The sequence below is a fragment of the Streptomyces sp. NPDC060049 genome, from assembly GCF_042736715.1.
Classification (GTDB): domain Bacteria; phylum Actinomycetota; class Actinomycetes; order Streptomycetales; family Streptomycetaceae; genus Streptomyces.
The window spans coordinates 280172-295581 of sequence record NZ_JBHWVV010000006.1 but is presented as its reverse complement, the minus strand read 5'-3'; the positions used below and the strand labels follow the sequence as shown (position 1 = coordinate 295581).

Genomic DNA, 15410 nt, shown 5'->3' with positions numbered 1-15410 from the left:
ACCCGCGCATGGTCTGCGCGGCCTCGCGAGCACGACCGGAGGGAAGGGGTCCGTCACGAACGCCGTCTGGAGTCTGGTGGTTCCGCTGAAGCCCCTGGCGGTGGCCAAGAGCCGTCTCGCGGAGGCCTTCGGCGGGTCCCGGCCGGGGCTGGCCCTGGCGTTCGCGCTGGACACCGTCGCGGGGGCGCTGGCCTGCGCGGCGGTCGCCGATGTGGTGGTCGTCACGGACGACCCCGCGGCCGGGGCGGAACTGGCGCGGCTGGGGGCGCGGATCGTGCCGGATTCCCCGGCCGCCGGGCTCAACGCGGCACTGGCCCACGGGGCACGGGAGATACGCACCGGCAGGCCGGGGGCGGCGGTGGCCGCGATGAACGCCGATCTGCCGGCGCTGCGGCCGCCCGAATTGCTACGCGTGCTCGAAACCGCATCGGTATTTCCCCGGGCATTTCTGGCGGATGCGGCGGGAATCGGGACGACCTTGCTTTCCGCTGCTCCGGACGTGGAATTGGCGCCCTCGTTCGGCGGGCCCTCGCGGGCCCGGCATTCGGCCTCGGGGGCGGTGGAAATCGCCTTGGAGGGCGTCGACAGCGTGCGCCGGGACGTGGACACCGCGGCGGATCTGCGGACGGCCCTCGTCCTCGGGGTGGGGCGCCATACGGCCCGATACAGTGCCCGTATGCAGGCGACCGCGTACACGTACGACTCCCAGACCCGCAGCGGCAGTGTGCTGCTGGACGACGGCACCCCGGTGCCCTTCGAGGCCCCGGCGTTCGACGCGGGCGGCCTGCGGCTGCTGCGCCCGGGGCAGCGGGTCCGGATCGAGACGGACGGCGAGGGCGCGGGCCTGCGGATCACCCTGGTCACTCTGCAGACGTTCTGACGTTCCCGCGGGCGGCCTCCGCCGCCGGGACCACACGGCAGCGGACTTCGGGGCAGCGGACCTCAGGGCGGCGGGCTGCACGAACGCACCGCGGGCCGGCTTCCCCCGACGGGGAAACCGGCCCGGCGCGTGATCTCCTGCCCTACTTGGTCTTGCGGGCGGTGGTCTTCTTCGCGGTGGCCTTGCGCGTCGCCGTCTTCTTGGCGGGCGCCTTCGTCGCGGCGGTGGTCTTCTTGGCCGCCGGCGCGGTCTTCTTCGCGGTGGGGGTGGCCTTCTTCGCCGTCGGCGTGGCCTTCTTCGCGGTGGTCTTCTGGGCCGCGGGCGCGGCCTTCTTCGCCACTGTGGCCTTCGAGGCCGACTTCTTGGCGGTGGCCGTGACCTTCTTGGCCGTGGTCTTCTTCGCGACCGTGGTCTTGGCGGCGGCCGCAGCCTTCTTGGCGGTGGTGGCCTTCTTCGCCGCCGCCTTCTTCACCGTGGCGGAGGCGGCGGAAGAGCCACCCGTGAGGCTGCCCTTGGGCGCCTTCTTCACCGACACCTCGCCACCCTTGGGGAGCTTCTTGGTGCCGGCGACCAGGTCCTTGAAACCCTGGCCCGCACGGAAGCGGGGAACCGAGGTCTTCTTGACCCGGACGCGCTCACCCGTCTGCGGGTTGCGCGCGTAGCGGGCCGGGCGGTCGACCTTCTCGAACGAGCCGAAGCCCGTGACCGAGACCCGGTCGCCCGCGACGGTCGCGCGGACGATGGCGTCCAGTACCGCGTCGACAGCGTCCGCGGCCTGCTGACGGCCGCCCAGCTTGTCGGCAATCGCTTCTACGAGCTGCGCCTTGTTCACGTCTTCCCCTTCGGAGACTTCGCCAGAACGAATGTGTTCAAGCTTATTTCGCACGTTAGGCGGATATATACCGCAAATCAAACACGAAACGGGCTTATCACCCTAGTGCCGCAACGCTCTAGGCCGCTGCGGAGTTCCTTCGCATCAGTCGCCTTCAGGGAATCGACCCTCGTTGAGGTCCTTCATCAACCTGTCCAGGCGCCTTGCCGCATCGGCGAGATCATGCTTCGCCGCAGCCGTGACGACCAACAGCTTCCGGGACAGCGCCATCCTTACGCCCTCCGGGACTTGCAGTTCGCGCACCCTTGTGTGTGCTTCTTTCAATCGGTCCGCGACGAGTTCGTAGAGCTCAAGTTGACTGTCGCGTTCCATGCACAGATTGTGCCATCTGGGGCGAGTTGTCGCCTCACGGGGCCTCAACACACAGCTGTGCCCCCTGCCGGAAGGCAGGGGGCACAGTGTTGGCGATGTCATCACCCTAGGGCGAATAAGCGCTGATCAGGCCGGAATCACGCCTGAATCGTGCGCGGCTTGAAGGTGGGCCGGCCGCTTTCGTAAGTGGAGATGTCCGCTTCGTTCTGAAGGGTGAGCGAGATGTCGTCCAGCCCCTCCAGCAGCCGCCAGCGGGCGTTGTCGTCGAGTTCGAACTCCGCGACGACGCCTTCGGCTCGGACCTGGCGGTCGACCAGGTCGACCGTGATCTCGGCGGTGGGGTCGGCCTCGGTCAGTTTCCACAGCCGCTCGACGGTCTCCTGCGGCAGGACGACCGTCAGCAGACCGTTCTTCAGCGAGTTGCCTCGGAAGATGTCGGCGAAGCGGGAGGAGATGACCGTCTTGAAGCCGAAGTTCTGCAGGGCCCAGACGGCGTGTTCGCGCGAGGATCCGGTGCCGAAGTCGGGGCCGGCGACCAGGACGGTCGCGCCTGCGCGCTCAGGACGGTTCGTGACGAACTCCGGGTCCTTGCGCCAGGCCTCGAAGAGCCCGTCCTCGAACCCGTCGCGGGTGATCTTCTTCAGCCAGTGGGCCGGGATGATCTGGTCGGTGTCGACGTTGCTGCGGCGCAGCGGGACGGCCCGGCCGGTGTGGGTGGTGAAGGCTTCCATCGTTCTCAGACTCCGGCGGTCGCGGTGGCGTCGGACAGGTCGGCGGGCGAGGCCAGGTGGCCCAGCACCGCGGTGGCGGCGGCCACCTGCGGGGAGACCAGGTGGGTGCGCCCGCCCTTGCCCTGCCGGCCCTCGAAGTTGCGGTTGGAGGTGGACGCGGAGCGCTCACCGGGCGCCAGTTGGTCGGGGTTCATGCCCAGGCACATCGAACAGCCCGCGTGCCGCCATTCGGCGCCGGCCTCCTTGAAGACCTTGTCCAGGCCCTCCGCCACGGCCTGCAGGGCGACCCGGACGGAGCCCGGGACGACCAGCATCCGTACGCCGTCCGCGACTTTGCGGCCCTCGACGATGCCCGCGACGGCGCGCAGGTCCTCGATGCGGCCGTTGGTGCAGGAACCTACGAAGACGGTGTCGACCTTGATGTCGCGCAGCGGCTGCCCGGCGGTCAACCCCATGTACTCCAGGGCCTTTTCGGCGGCGTGGCGCTCCGAAGCGTCCTCGTACGAAGCGGGGTCGGGGACGCTGGCCGACAGCGGCGCGCCCTGGCCGGGGTTGGTGCCCCAGGTGACGAACGGGGAGAGCGTGGTGCCGTCGATGACGACCTCGGCGTCGAAGACCGCGTCCTCGTCGGTGCGCAGGGTCTTCCAGTACTCGACCGCCGCGTCCCAGTCCTCGCCCGTCGGGGCGTGGTCACGGCCCTGGAGGTAGTCGAAGGTGGTCTGGTCGGGGGCGATCATGCCGGCGCGGGCGCCGGCCTCGATCGACATGTTGCAGATGGTCATGCGGGCTTCCATCGACAGCTGCTCGATGGCTTCGCCGCGGTACTCCAGGATGTAGCCCTGGCCGCCACCGGTGCCGATCTTGGCGATGATCGCCAGGATCAGGTCCTTGGCGGTGACGCCGTCGGCCAGTGCGCCGGTGACGGTGATCGCCATCGTCTTGGGGCGCGCCAGGGGCAGCGTCTGGGTCGCCAGGACGTGCTCGACCTGGCTGGTGCCGATGCCGAAGGCCAGCGCGCCGAAGGCGCCGTGCGTGGAGGTGTGCGAGTCGCCGCAGACCACGGTGGTGCCCGGCTGGGTCAGGCCCAGCTGAGGGCCCACGACGTGGACGACACCCTGCTCCACATCGCCCAGCGAGTGCAGGCGCACACCGAATTCGGCGCAGTTCGCCCGCAGCGTCTCCAGCTGGGCCCGGGAGACCGGGTCCGCGATCGGCTTGTCGATGTCGATCGTGGGGGTGTTGTGGTCCTCGGTCGCGATGGTGAGGTCGAGACGGCGGACCTTGCGGCCGGCCTGGCGCAGACCCTCGAAGGCCTGCGGGCTGGTCACCTCGTGCAGCAGGTGCAGATCGATGAAGAGGAGATCGGGCTCGCCCTCCGCGCGCCGGACGACATGGTCGTCCCAGACCTTCTCCGCGAGTGTCCTACCCATCGCTTTCCCTCCGGCCGGCCGGTTGTGCCGGCGCTTCATAGAGATCTTGTGCGCCTGATCGCCCGTACCCCACGTCCCGGACGACGGCTCGGACCCAGTGGTTCGTGGACCCGCACATACAGACTCGCTCGTTCTTGGAAAAATTGAACTTGCGTTTCACAGTGTGAGACGCGAATATCGTTTCATGGACAACTCTAGCGGCGTCGGCGTTCTCGACAAGGCAGCTCTGGTACTGAGCGCACTGGAGTCCGGTCCGGCCACCCTCGCCGGGCTGGTCGCGGCGACAGGGCTCGCACGACCCACGGCACATCGCCTTGCCGTGGCACTGGAACACCACCGGATGGTGGCGAGGGACATGCAGGGCCGGTTCATCCTCGGACCGCGGCTGGCGGAACTCGCCGCCGCGGCCGGCGAGGACCGCCTGCTGGCCACGGCCGGACCGGTGCTCACCCACCTCCGGGACGTGACGGGAGAGAGCGCGCAGCTCTACCGGCGTCAGGGCGACATGCGCATCTGCGTGGCGGCCGCCGAGCGGCTGTCGGGCCTGCGGGACACCGTCCCGGTGGGCTCCACGCTCCCGATGAAGGCCGGCTCGGCCGCGCAGATCCTGATGGCCTGGGAGGAGCCCGAGCGGCTCCACCGCGGCCTGCAGGGCGCGCGCTTCACGGCGACGGCGCTCTCGGGCGTACGGCGCCGCGGCTGGGCGCAGTCGATCGGTGAGCGGGAGCCCGGTGTGGCGTCCGTCTCGGCCCCGGTGCGCGGCCCCTCGAACCGGGTGGTGGCCTCCGTATCGGTCTCCGGGCCGATCGAGCGCCTGACCCGGCACCCGGGGCGCATGCACGCCCAGGCCGTCATCGACGCGGCGGCCCGCCTGACCGAGGCCCTGCGCCGCTCCAGCTGACCTTCCGACCCTTTTCCCACCACTCCCCCGGGCCCGGGGGCGCGCACGACGCCGCACACGTCCGAACGCGCGCCTTCGGGCCCACACTTGTGCGCCCTGTCCGTGGAACGAAGAAGAGGCCCTCCGCGATGAACGCGGAAGGCCTCTCCTGTGCGTACCCCCGACCGGATTCGAACCGGCGCTACCGCCTTGAGAGGGCGGCGTGCTAGGCCGCTACACAACGGGGGCTAGCTGTTACTGCGGTACTGCGCTGGGCTACCAGGACTCGAACCTAGAATAAGAGAACCAGAAACTCTCGTGTTGCCAATTACACTATAGCCCAAAGGTCTAGACCAGCTAGACACCGTACCCCCGACCGGATTCGAACCGGCGCTACCGCCTTGAGAGGGCGGCGTGCTAGGCCGCTACACAACGGGGGCCCTAGCGATCCTGCATCAAAACATCCGGGTGCGACCCAGGAGATCTCGCGGGAAGGATCTGTACCCCCGACCGGATTCGAACCGGCGCTACCGCCTTGAGAGGGCGGCGTGCTAGGCCGCTACACAACGGGGGCAAGCACTGCGTCACTACGGAACTGCGCTGGGCTACCAGGACTCGAACCTAGAATAAGGGAACCAGAAACCCTCGTGTTGCCAATTACACTATAGCCCACCAAAACTCAAGACCCTGAGGGACTTTCGTTCGGTTAGCGCCTCCGGTCCGGCCTTTCGGCCCGCTTGGGCGGCGCAGAAAGAACATTACCGGATGGCTGACCGTGCTCCAAAACGGGTATCCCCGGCCAGCACCTCCGGGAGCCGGTCGAGTCCGGCGATCCGGTGCACGCCCTCCGGCCCGGGACCGCGCCCGCCGTCCCGGTCGAGCCAGACCGCCGTCAGGCCGGCGTCACGGGCGCCGCGCGCGTCGATCTCCGGCTGGTCGCCCACGTAGACGACTTCCCCCGGCCGCAGCCCGAGCTCGGCGCACGCCGCGAGGAAAGCGGCGGCCTCGGGCTTGCTGACGCCCAGCTCGACGGCGCACACGAGGACCTCGAAGCGGTCGCGCAGGCCGAGGTGGCGCAGCTTGGGGTCCTGGTTGGCGACGGAGGAGTTGGAGAGCACGCCGTGCCGGAAGGTGCCGGCGAGGGCGTCCAGTACGGGCACCACGTCGGGGAACAGCTCCCAGGCGGCCTGGTAGTGCTCGACGTACCGCCCGAACCAGTCGTCGGCCTGCGCGTCGCTCAGCGCGGGCGCCCCGAGGAACTCCCGCACCCGGTCCCGGCGCTGCCCCTGGAAGGTCCCCTCCCCCGCGGCGAAGCGCTCCCAGTGGCGTTCGGTGACGCGCCGCCAGAGCGCGAGGGCCTCGCCCGCGGTCCCGTACCGCTCGGCAAGCCCCTCGTCGGCCAGGTGCGCCGCGAGCCCGGCCCGGTCGGCTCCCGTGTAGTCGAACAGGGTGTCGTCGATGTCCCACAGCACCGCGCGAATGGCCATGCGGCCGACCCTACGCCGCGGCCCCCACGGGCGCGGGCACGACGGGGAAGTCAGGCCGAAAACGCCCCGGGGGGCGGCCGCCGGAGCCTCCGGTGGCCGCCCCCTGGGGGCGTGCGGGTGCGCGTGCGCGCCGTTCGCCTACGCGGTGAGCTTCGCCAGGGTCGCATCGATGCGGGACAGGGAGCGCTCCTTGCCCAGGATCTCCAGCGACTCGAAGAGCGGGAGGCCGATCGTGCGGCCGGTGACCGCGACGCGGACCGGGGCCTGGGCCTTGCCGAGCTTGAGGCCGTGGGCCTCGCCGGCGGTCAGGACCGCCTGCTTGAGGGACTCGGGGTCCGACCAGTCCGCGGCGGAGAGGTTCTCGCGGGCCGTCGTCAGCAGGGCCGCCGGGTCGCCCTTCATCGCCTTGTCCCAGGAGGCCTGGTCCTCCACCGGCTCCTTCAGGAACAGGAAGTCGACGTTGGCCGTGATGTCGGACAGGACCGTGACGCGGGTCTGGGCGTGGGGCGCGATGCGCTCCCAGGCCGCGGCGTCGAAGTCCTCGGGGGCCCAGTTGGCGTGCGGGGCCGTCAGCCACGGGGCGCAGGCGTCCGCGAAGGCCTTCGGGTCCAGCATCCGGATGTGGTCCGCGTTGATCGACTCGGCCTTCTTGAGGTCGAAGCGCGCCGGGTTCGCGTTGACGTCCGGGATGTCGAACTTCGCGACCATCTCCTCGATCGAGAAGATGTCCTGGTCCTTGGAGAAGGACCAGCCGAGCAGCGAGAGGTAGTTCAGCAGGCCCTCGGGGAGGAAGCCGCGCTCGCGGTACAGGTTGAGCGAGGCCTCGGGGTCGCGCTTGGAGAGCTTCTTGTTGCCCTCGCCCATCACGTACGGCAGGTGGCCGAAGGCGGGGGTGGTCTTGGCGACGCCCAGCTCGATGAGCGCCTTGTACAGGGCGATCTGGCGGGGAGTGGAGGAGAGCAGGTCCTCGCCGCGCAGGACGTGGGTGATCTCCATCAGCGCGTCGTCGACCGGGTTGACCAGCGTGTACAGCGGGGCGCCGTTGGCCCGCAGGATGCCGAAGTCCGGCACGTTGTCCGGGGTGAAGGTCAGCTCGCCGCGGACGAGGTCCGTGAAGGTGATCGGTTCGTCGGGCATCCGGAAGCGGACGATCGAGGCACGGTGCTCACCCTGGTACGCCTCGACCTGCACCGTGGTCAGCTCGCGGCAGTGGCCGTCGTAGCCGGAGGGCTTGCCGGCCGCGCGGGCGGCGGCACGGCGCGCGTCGAGCTCCTCGGTGGTGCAGTAGCAGTGGTAGGCGTACCCGCCGTCGAGCAGCTTCCGCGCGACGTCCTTGTAGATGTCCATGCGCTCGGACTGGCGGTACGGGGCGTGCGGGCCGCCCACCTCGGGGCCCTCGTCCCAGGTGAAGCCGAGCCAGCGCAGCGAGTCGAGCAGCTGCCCGTACGACTCCTCGGAGTCGCGGGCCGCGTCGGTGTCCTCGATGCGGAAGACGAACGTACCGCCGTGGTGGCGGGCGAACGCCCAGTTGAAGAGGGCCGTGCGGACCAGGCCCACGTGGGGGTTGCCGGTCGGGGAGGGACAGAAACGTACGCGGACGTTCGCGTTAGCCACGCTTGATCACCTTGTTGGTGAGAGTGCCGATGCCTTCGATGGTGACGGCGACCTCGTCGCCGACGTTGAGGGGGCCGACTCCGGCCGGGGTCCCCGTGAGGATGACGTCGCCCGGGAGCAGCGTCATGGCCTCGGTGATGTGCACGATCAGGTCCTCGATGGAGCGGACCATCTGACTGGTGCGGCCGAGCTGGCGCTGTTCGCCGTTGACGGTGCACTGGATGGTCAGGTCGCTCGGGTCGAGGTCGGTCTCGATCCAGGGGCCGAGGGGGCAGGCGCCGTCGAAGCCCTTGGCGCGGGCCCACTGCTTCTCGCGCTGCTGGACGTCGCGCGCGGTGACGTCGTTGGCGCAGGTGTAGCCGAGGATGACGTCCTTGACCCGCTCGCGCGGGACCTCGCGGCACATGCGGCCGATGACCACGGCGAGTTCCGCCTCGTGGTGGACTTCCTGGGAGAAGGAGGGGTACGCGATCGGGTCGCCCGGGCCGACCACCGAGGTGGAGGGCTTGAAGAACGTGATCGGGGCGTCCGGGACCTCGTTTCCGAGCTCCGCCGCGTGCTCCGCGTAGTTGCGGCCGATGGCCACGACCTTGTTCGGGAGCACGGGCGGCAGCAGCCGGACCTTGCTCAGCGGGACCTTCGTGCCGGAGAGCTCGAAGTCCGCGAACGGGATGCCCTTGATGATGTCGAGGACGAGCTCACCTTCGGCGCCGGGGGCAGTGCTGCCCTCGACCGCGCCGAACGCGACATTGCCGTCGATCGAGAACCTGGCGATGCGCACGTGTTGCGTCTGCCCCTCTGTATTTCCGCTGGCTGGAGTCTGCGGACTCCAGGCTAACGCGGTGGGGGCCGACGCTTCGCGCGGCTTTCGCCGGGGGCCTACTGCGCGGCGGCGGCCACCGGCGCGTCCATGAGGATGGTGCGGCGCGGGTTCGCGGTCTGGGCCGGCAGCTCGACGGTGTGCTCCGGGGCCGGTACGGCCTGCAGCTCCTCGGCGTCCTTGAGGTGCGCGAGGGTGGTGCGGCGCGGGTTGGCTATGTTGCGGAACATCATCGTCGTCTTCATCGGAGTGTGGGGCCCTCGGCTCGCTGGTCGGATGGTGGCGGCGGGTGCCGCCGGTGTGCCTTCGGGGATGCCGCTTGTCGCACGCGACAACCCTGTAAAGCGCAAGGCTAAACATCTGAATCCCCGGCTGAACCGGGAAGTAATGGCCACGGCTATGTGAGTTTGCTCACCCGTGACCGGTCATTACGGGTATTTCGGGCAGTCAACTACACCCGGAAAAACGGACATTGCGCCACTGAATGCGCCATTCCGCTCCTGATCATCGCGACTGGGGCGCCTTGACAGGCGTGGAGTTTGGGCGGCGTAAGTCCGATTCCAGAGGAATTGACCTCCACGCCGGGTAGTGCATGAGTCACGAACCGTGACCGATTCGGCGGGCCGGTACTCGCACCTTGTTGGAGATCCGCCTCTGTGCTGGAATTCGCGGGACCGCCGCGGGAATCAGCCGGCGCGCAGGTGGCGCGAGACAGCGCCGAGCGCGGCGGCAACGGAGAGGGAGACGCGCCGGTCACCGACGACCACCATGGGGCGCATTGCCCCACGACTCGACACCGTCCCACCGGTCGCCCGGCGGGACGCCTGGTCCAGAGGTTGCGACGCTAGTGCAGGGACGATTCAAGAGGGATGGCAGCGCTGCGGCGGAGCAGGAGCCGCGCGGCGGGACCGACCGTGGCTCCTCGCCCCAGCACGCCCAGAACCGCGGGCCGGCTGTCGAAGGCGGGGGCCCCGACGCCTCCGTCGCCGTGAAGGCGAAGGGACGCTCCAAGCCCAAGGGCGAGCCCAGGGGCAACGACGAGTCCGCCGAGCGCGACACGGCGATACCCAAGGCCCCCACTGGGTCCGGTTCACGTCTCGCCATGCAGAACTGGCGCATCAGCACGCGACTGGTGTCGCTGCTGACCCTGCCGGTCGTCGCCGCCACCACGCTCGGTGGCTTCCGCATCAACGACTCGATGAACGACATCGCCCAGCTGGAGCACATGCAGCTGCTGACGACGATGACCCGGCAGGCCACCAACCTGGCCGCCATGCTGCAGGCCGAGCGTGACAACTCCGCCGGTCCGCTGTCGGTGCCCGGCCAGGCGGGCAAGCCCAACAGCCTCGTCCAGGGCGTCCGCGACCAGACCGACTCCGCCGCCAAGGCCTTCGCCGCCGCGACCGACAAGGTCGACAACGCGGAGGACAAGGACGAGACGCTCAAGTCGATCCGCAACAACATCCTGCAGATCGGCCGCCAGCTCACCAACATCGAGGAAATCCGCAAGAAGGCGTACCAGAACGGCGCCCAGCAGACCGTCACCGAGTACAACGCGCTGATCGTCTCGCTGCTCTCGCTCTCGCAGGACATGGCCCAGGCCACCTCGAACCCCGAAATGATCAAGCGCACGCGCGCCCTGGCGGCCTTCTCCTCCGCCAAGGAGTACGCCTCGATCCAGCGTGCGATCATCGCGGCCTCGCTCCCCGAGGACCCCGCCAAGGGCGGAGTCCTCAACGAGAACGACCGGCTGTACGGCCTCTCCGCGCTCCGCGGTGAGGAGCAGTCGAAGAAGACCTTCGAACTCGTCTACCAGGGCAAGCCCGAGGAACTCCTCTCGGTGCTCGGCGACGGCAACCAGGAGATCGGCACCGCCGACCACTACGCCCGCCGCGTCCTGAACACCAAGGACCAGTTCGCCAAGGAGAAGAACCGGTCCTGGATGGACTGGTACGACGCGGACGACACCAAGCTCCAGGCCATGAAGGTCATCGAGCTCACCCTGCTCGAGGACATGGAGCAGAAGGCCCGCGAGCTCAAGAACGAGTCGCAGCGCGACGCCATCATCAACGGTGCGCTGATCCTCCTCGTCCTCGGCGTCTCCCTCGTCGGCGCCTTCGTCATGGCCCGCTCGATGATCCGCTCGCTGCGCCGCCTCCAGGACACCGCGACCCGCGTCGCCCAGGACCGGCTGCCCGAGCTCGTCAAGCAGCTGTCCGAGTCCGACCCGCAGGACGTGGACACGACGGTGGAGTCCGTCGGCCTGCACACCCGCGACGAGATCGGCCAGGTCGCCGCGGCCTTCGACGACGTGCACCGCGAGGCCGTCCGCCTCGCCGCCGAGCAGGCCCTCCTGCGAGGCAACGTCAACGCGATGTTCACCAACCTCTCGCGCCGCTCGCAGGGCCTCATCCAGCGTCAGCTCTCGCTCATCTCCGAGCTCGAGTCGCGCGAAGCCGACCCGGACCAGCTGTCCTCGCTCTTCAAGCTCGACCACCTCGCGACCCGCATGCGCCGTAACGGCGAAAACCTCCTCGTCCTCGCGGGCGAGGAGCCGGGCCGCCGTTGGACCCGCCCCGTCCCGCTCGTCGACGTGCTCCGTGCCGCGGCGTCCGAGGTGGAGCAGTACGAGCGCATCGAACTCGCGTCGGTGCCCGGCACCGACGTCGCCGGCCGCGTCGTCAACGACCTCGTGCACCTGCTCGCCGAGCTGCTGGAGAACGCCACGTCGTTCTCCTCCCCGCAGACCAAGGTCAAGGTCACCGGTCACGCGCTTCCCGACGGCCGCGTGCTCGTCGAGATCCACGACACCGGTATCGGCCTCTCCCCCGAGGACCTCGCCGCGATCAACGAGCGGCTCGCGTCGCCCCCGACCGTGGACGTCTCCGTCTCCCGCCGCATGGGCCTGTTCGTGGTCGGCCGCCTGTCCCTGCGACACGGCATCCGCATCCAGCTGCGCCCCTCCGACTCGGGCGGTACCACCGCCCTCGTCATGCTCCCGGTGGACGTCGCCCAGGGCGGCAAGAAGCAGGCGCCGATGCCGGGCCAGAACGGCCCCGGCGGTCCGGGCCAGGGCGGTCCGGGCGCACAGGCGCAGGGCTCCCTCCCCGGTCCCGGCGTACGGGCCCCCGTGGGCGCCGGCGCGCAGCGCGGCCAGGTCGCCGGCGGAGCCCAGCGCGCGGCCCTGCCCGGCCAGAGCGGAGCCCCCGGCGGGCAGCGTCCCCAGGGTCCCGGCCAGCAGGGCGGTCCCCAGGGGCCGCAGGCGGGCCGTCCCCAGCAGGGTGCTCCCGGCGGGCAGACGCAGAGCGCCTTCGGCTCGGGTGCCCCGCAGCCGGGCCGCGGTCCGGCCCAGGGCTCCGGCGCCCCTTCCGGCCCCGGCGCTCCCGGCGGCTTCGGCAATCCCCAGGGCCGCCCCGGCGGCGCTCCCGCGGCGTCGGGCCCCGGCGCCTTCCCGCAGGGCAACGGCTTCGAGCGTCCGCAGCAGCCCCAGCCGCAGATGCAGCAGCCCCCGCAGGCGCAGCAGCAGACCGGCGCCCCCGCGGCTGCGGCTCCCGCCGGTCCGGCCGCTCGCGGCCCCCGGCCGCAGCTGCCCCCGCGCGGTGGCGGTCCCCGTCCGGAGCTCCCGGGTGCGGGCACCTCCCCCACCTCGGTGCCGCAGACGACCAGCTGGGGTTCCGCCCAGCGCGGGCACGACGTCCCGCGCGGCCACGACGAGCTGTCGGGTCCGGGCTCGACCTCCGAGTTCCCCCGTCCCGACTTCAACGCACCGGCCCCCCAGGCCGGAGGCCACCACCTCGGCGGCGGCGCCCGGGCCGACTACACCGACAACAGCGGTACGGGCCAGTTCCCCCGCCCCGACTTCGCGGACCCGGCCTCCACCGGCCAGTTCCCGCGTCCGGACCTCCAGGGCCAGCGGCCCGGCGGTCCCGGAGTCGGCGGCTACGGCCAGCAGGGCCAGTTCCCGCAGCCCCAGGCCGGCTACGCCCCCGTACCGCCCGCGCGAGCGGACGCGCCTCGGCTGCCGCAGGCTTCCCGTCCGGAGGCACTGCCCCCGGCGGGTCCGGGCGCCGGCGAGGGCCGCAGCCCGATCTTCGACACGCTGGAGTCGAACTGGTTCCGCCAGGAGGGTGCTCAGCCCCCCGCGCAGGGACCGGCCACGGCGGCGCCCGACCAGGGCCGGCCGTCTCAGCAGCCCGTCCCGGCGGCTCCCGCTCCGGCCTCCCCCCAGCGCCCGCAGCAGCCTTCGCTGCCGCAGCGCGGCCAGGAGCAGGCGCCGGCCGAGACGGCCGAGTCGGCACAGACGACGACCGGCGCGATGCCGACCGTCAGCTGGCGCTCCTCGCCGAACGACGAGCTGATGCGGCAGGCGGAGCGCGTGCGCCAGCCCGCCGCCGGCGGCATCACCACTTCGGGGCTGCCCCGCCGGGTACCGCGGGCGAACCTCGTGGCCGGCACCGCGCAGCAGCAGGCCGAGGCACAGGCCGGTCCGCAGGTCTCGCGTGCGCCGGACGACGTCCGTGGCCGTCTGACCAACCTCCGACGCGGTATCCAGCAGGGACGTCAGGCCGGCAACAGCGGCCCGGCTACCGGCAGTTACCACATCGACCCCACATACCAGCAGGAGCGATAGTTGAGTTCGATGAGCCAGGCGGCACAGAACCTGAACTGGTTGATCACCAACTTCGTGGACAACACCCCCGGGGTGTCCCACACGGTGGTGGTCTCCGCCGACGGCCTCCTGCTGGCGATGTCCGAGGGTTTCCCCCGTGACCGCGCCGACCAGCTGGCGGCCGTCGCCTCCGGTCTGACCTCGCTGACCGCGGGAGCCTCCCGCATCTTCGAGGGCGGCGCCGTGAACCAGACCGTGGTCGAGATGGACCGGGGATTCCTCTTCCTCATGTCCGTCTCCGACGGGTCCTCGCTGGCCGTACTCGCCCACCCCGAGTGCGACATCGGCCTCGTGGGCTACGAGATGGCCCTCCTGGTGGACCGCGCGGGCAGTGTCCTCACCCCGGACCTGCGCGCGGAACTGCAGGGAAGCCTGCTCATCTGACTGCCGCTCTCCCGTCCGGACGGTACTTCCGGCCGGGAGACCGGGGTACCCGCCCCGGAACCCCAGTACCGCCGCCAGGCCGTCATACCGTCCCCCCACCGGCCGCCCCGTCAGACGGCACGCTGACCACTGCTGTCCAGCCCGGAGGATCAATGACCCCGCCCCCCGCCTATTCCGATCAGTACGGAGACTCGTACTCGGATGGCGACCAGCCGCTGGTTCGTCCCTACGCGATGACCGGCGGCCGGACCCGACCGCGCTACCAGCTCGCCATCGAGGCACTGGTCAGCACCACGGCCGATCCGATGCACCTGTCAGGGCTGCTTCCGGAGCACCAGCGCATCTGCACGCTCTGCCGTGAGGTGAAGTCGGTCGCGGAGGTCTCCGCGCTGCTGTCGATGCCGCTCGGTGTGGCCCGGATCCTCGTCGCCGACCTGGCGGAGGCCGGCATGGTGGCCATCCACCAGCCGGGCAATGGAGAGGCCGGCGGAACTCCGGACGTAACGCTGCTCGAGAGGGTTCTCAGTGGACTTCGCAAGCTCTAACGGTGGAGCGGCTCCTCGCTCCACCACCTCCGCGAAGATCGTGGTGGCGGGCGGCTTCGGCGTGGGCAAGACCACGTTCGTCGGCGCCGTCTCCGAGATCAACCCGCTGCGCACCGAGGCCGTGATGACGTCCGCGAGCGCGGGCATCGACGACCTGACCCACACCGGGGACAAGACGACCACCACGGTCGCCATGGACTTCGGCCGCATCACCCTGGACCAGGACCTGATCCTGTACCTCTTCGGTACCCCCGGTCAGGACCGCTTCTGGTTCATGTGGGACGACCTGGTGCGCGGCGCGATCGGGGCGATCGTCCTGGTCGACACGCGGCGCCTGGCCGACTGCTTCCCGGCGGTCGACTACTTCGAGAACAGCGGCCTGCCGTTCGTCGTGGCGCTCAACGGCTTCGAGGGGCACCAGCCGTACACCCCGGAGGAAGTCCGCGAGGCCCTGCAGATCGGCTCGGACGCACCCATCATCACCACCGACGCCCGCCACCGCGGTGACGCCAAGAGCGCGCTCATCACGCTCGTCGAGCACGCCCTCATGGCGCGGCTCAAGTAGATCTCCGTGTAACAAGATCTCCACCGGCTGGTTTTGGGGGGCGGGTTGTGTCATAGGACACGGCCCGCCCCCTTAGTTCATAACGTTTCGACAGAGAATTGCCGGGCGTTGGCGACACGGTGCGTTCGTCCGGTGTCACTGCGCTCACATCGGGCCCCATATTTGCCGCAGGAAGCTCTTTATGTCCGGTTTATGTGGGGC

The 15410-nt window shown here is 70.3% G+C and carries 13 protein-coding genes, 5 tRNA genes and 1 pseudogene; 6 read left to right on the top strand and 13 right to left on the bottom strand.

The annotated features are described in order from the left end of the window. Nucleotides 1-13: 13 nt before the first annotated feature. Nucleotides 14-673, top strand: a pseudogene (gene cofC, locus ACFWBY_RS13865) (2-phospho-L-lactate guanylyltransferase); the annotation flags it as partial. A 349-nt stretch (nucleotides 674-1022) separates the two neighbouring features. On the opposite strand, the gene ACFWBY_RS13860 reads toward cofC, so the two are convergent. The 4 genes from ACFWBY_RS13860 to leuC all read right to left on the bottom strand — a co-directional run bounded on the left by ACFWBY_RS13860 (nucleotide 1023) and on the right by leuC (nucleotide 4245). Next, complete coding sequence (locus tag ACFWBY_RS13860; RefSeq protein ID WP_385329429.1) at nucleotides 1023-1712, bottom strand: HU family DNA-binding protein; 690 nt, start codon at nucleotides 1710-1712, stop codon at nucleotides 1023-1025. 144 nt (nucleotides 1713-1856) lie between these two features. Continuing rightward, complete coding sequence (locus tag ACFWBY_RS13855; protein WP_385329432.1) at nucleotides 1857-2084, bottom strand: hypothetical protein; 228 nt, start codon at nucleotides 2082-2084, stop codon at nucleotides 1857-1859. A gap of 137 nt (nucleotides 2085-2221) precedes the next feature. Continuing rightward, nucleotides 2222-2815: a 3-isopropylmalate dehydratase small subunit gene (gene leuD, locus ACFWBY_RS13850; protein WP_385329435.1), complete on the bottom strand. Its 594-nt coding sequence runs from the start codon at nucleotides 2813-2815 to the stop codon at nucleotides 2222-2224. Between the two features lie 5 nt (nucleotides 2816-2820). Continuing rightward, nucleotides 2821-4245, bottom strand: coding sequence for a 3-isopropylmalate dehydratase large subunit (gene leuC / locus ACFWBY_RS13845; RefSeq protein ID WP_385329437.1), 1425 nt, complete (start codon nucleotides 4243-4245; stop codon nucleotides 2821-2823). A 184-nt stretch (nucleotides 4246-4429) separates the two neighbouring features. On the opposite strand from leuC, the gene ndgR reads away from it, so the two are divergent. Further along, nucleotides 4430-5146, top strand: a complete 717-nt coding sequence (gene ndgR / locus ACFWBY_RS13840; protein WP_112450208.1) for an IclR family transcriptional regulator NdgR — start codon at nucleotides 4430-4432, stop codon at nucleotides 5144-5146. A gap of 155 nt (nucleotides 5147-5301) precedes the next feature. On the opposite strand, the gene ACFWBY_RS13835 is transcribed toward ndgR, so the two are convergent. The 9 genes from ACFWBY_RS13835 to ACFWBY_RS13795 all read right to left on the bottom strand — a co-directional run bounded on the left by ACFWBY_RS13835 (nucleotide 5302) and on the right by ACFWBY_RS13795 (nucleotide 9291). Beyond that, nucleotides 5302-5374: transfer RNA gene (locus ACFWBY_RS13835), tRNA-Glu, on the bottom strand. A 22-nt stretch (nucleotides 5375-5396) separates the two neighbouring features. Further along, nucleotides 5397-5468, bottom strand: a tRNA-Gln gene (locus ACFWBY_RS13830). A gap of 24 nt (nucleotides 5469-5492) precedes the next feature. Continuing rightward, a tRNA-Glu gene (locus ACFWBY_RS13825) sits at nucleotides 5493-5565 on the bottom strand. A 61-nt stretch (nucleotides 5566-5626) separates the two neighbouring features. After that, a tRNA-Glu gene (locus ACFWBY_RS13820) sits at nucleotides 5627-5699 on the bottom strand. 26 nt (nucleotides 5700-5725) lie between these two features. Beyond that, a tRNA-Gln gene (locus ACFWBY_RS13815) sits at nucleotides 5726-5797 on the bottom strand. Nucleotides 5798-5883: 86 nt separating this feature from the next. After that, complete coding sequence (locus ACFWBY_RS13810; protein ID WP_385329440.1) at nucleotides 5884-6612, bottom strand: HAD family hydrolase; 729 nt, start codon at nucleotides 6610-6612, stop codon at nucleotides 5884-5886. Between the two features lie 138 nt (nucleotides 6613-6750). Further along, nucleotides 6751-8226 carry a glutamate--tRNA ligase gene (gene gltX / locus ACFWBY_RS13805; protein WP_385329443.1) on the bottom strand — a complete coding sequence of 492 codons (1476 nt, stop codon included), beginning with the start codon at nucleotides 8224-8226 and terminating at the stop codon, nucleotides 6751-6753. After that, entirely contained in the window at nucleotides 8219-9007 is a 789-nt protein-coding gene (locus ACFWBY_RS13800; RefSeq protein WP_385329445.1) for a fumarylacetoacetate hydrolase family protein, read from the bottom strand. Before ACFWBY_RS13800 ends, gltX begins: the two co-directional genes overlap by 8 nt. Before the next feature lie 98 nt (nucleotides 9008-9105). Beyond that, nucleotides 9106-9291: a hypothetical protein gene (locus ACFWBY_RS13795; RefSeq protein ID WP_385329448.1), complete on the bottom strand. Its 186-nt coding sequence runs from the start codon at nucleotides 9289-9291 to the stop codon at nucleotides 9106-9108. 602 nt (nucleotides 9292-9893) lie between these two features. Here ACFWBY_RS13795 and ACFWBY_RS13790 point away from each other — a divergent pair. From ACFWBY_RS13790 to ACFWBY_RS13775, 4 genes are all read left to right on the top strand, one after another. Next, the gene (locus ACFWBY_RS13790; protein WP_385329451.1) at nucleotides 9894-13676 is read left to right on the top strand and encodes a nitrate- and nitrite sensing domain-containing protein; all 3783 of its coding nucleotides are present in this window, start codon (nucleotides 9894-9896) and stop codon (nucleotides 13674-13676) included. A gap of 9 nt (nucleotides 13677-13685) precedes the next feature. Then, entirely contained in the window at nucleotides 13686-14099 is a 414-nt protein-coding gene (locus ACFWBY_RS13785; RefSeq protein WP_008739864.1) for a roadblock/LC7 domain-containing protein, read from the top strand. Nucleotides 14100-14251: 152 nt separating this feature from the next. Next, nucleotides 14252-14644 carry a DUF742 domain-containing protein gene (locus ACFWBY_RS13780; protein ID WP_214947821.1) on the top strand — a complete coding sequence of 131 codons (393 nt, stop codon included), beginning with the start codon at nucleotides 14252-14254 and terminating at the stop codon, nucleotides 14642-14644. Continuing rightward, a complete protein-coding gene (locus tag ACFWBY_RS13775; protein WP_385329454.1) occupies nucleotides 14625-15209 on the top strand; it encodes an ATP/GTP-binding protein in 585 nt (194 codons plus the stop codon). The genes ACFWBY_RS13780 and ACFWBY_RS13775 overlap by 20 nt, the downstream gene beginning before the upstream one ends. Nucleotides 15210-15410 lie beyond the last annotated feature (201 nt).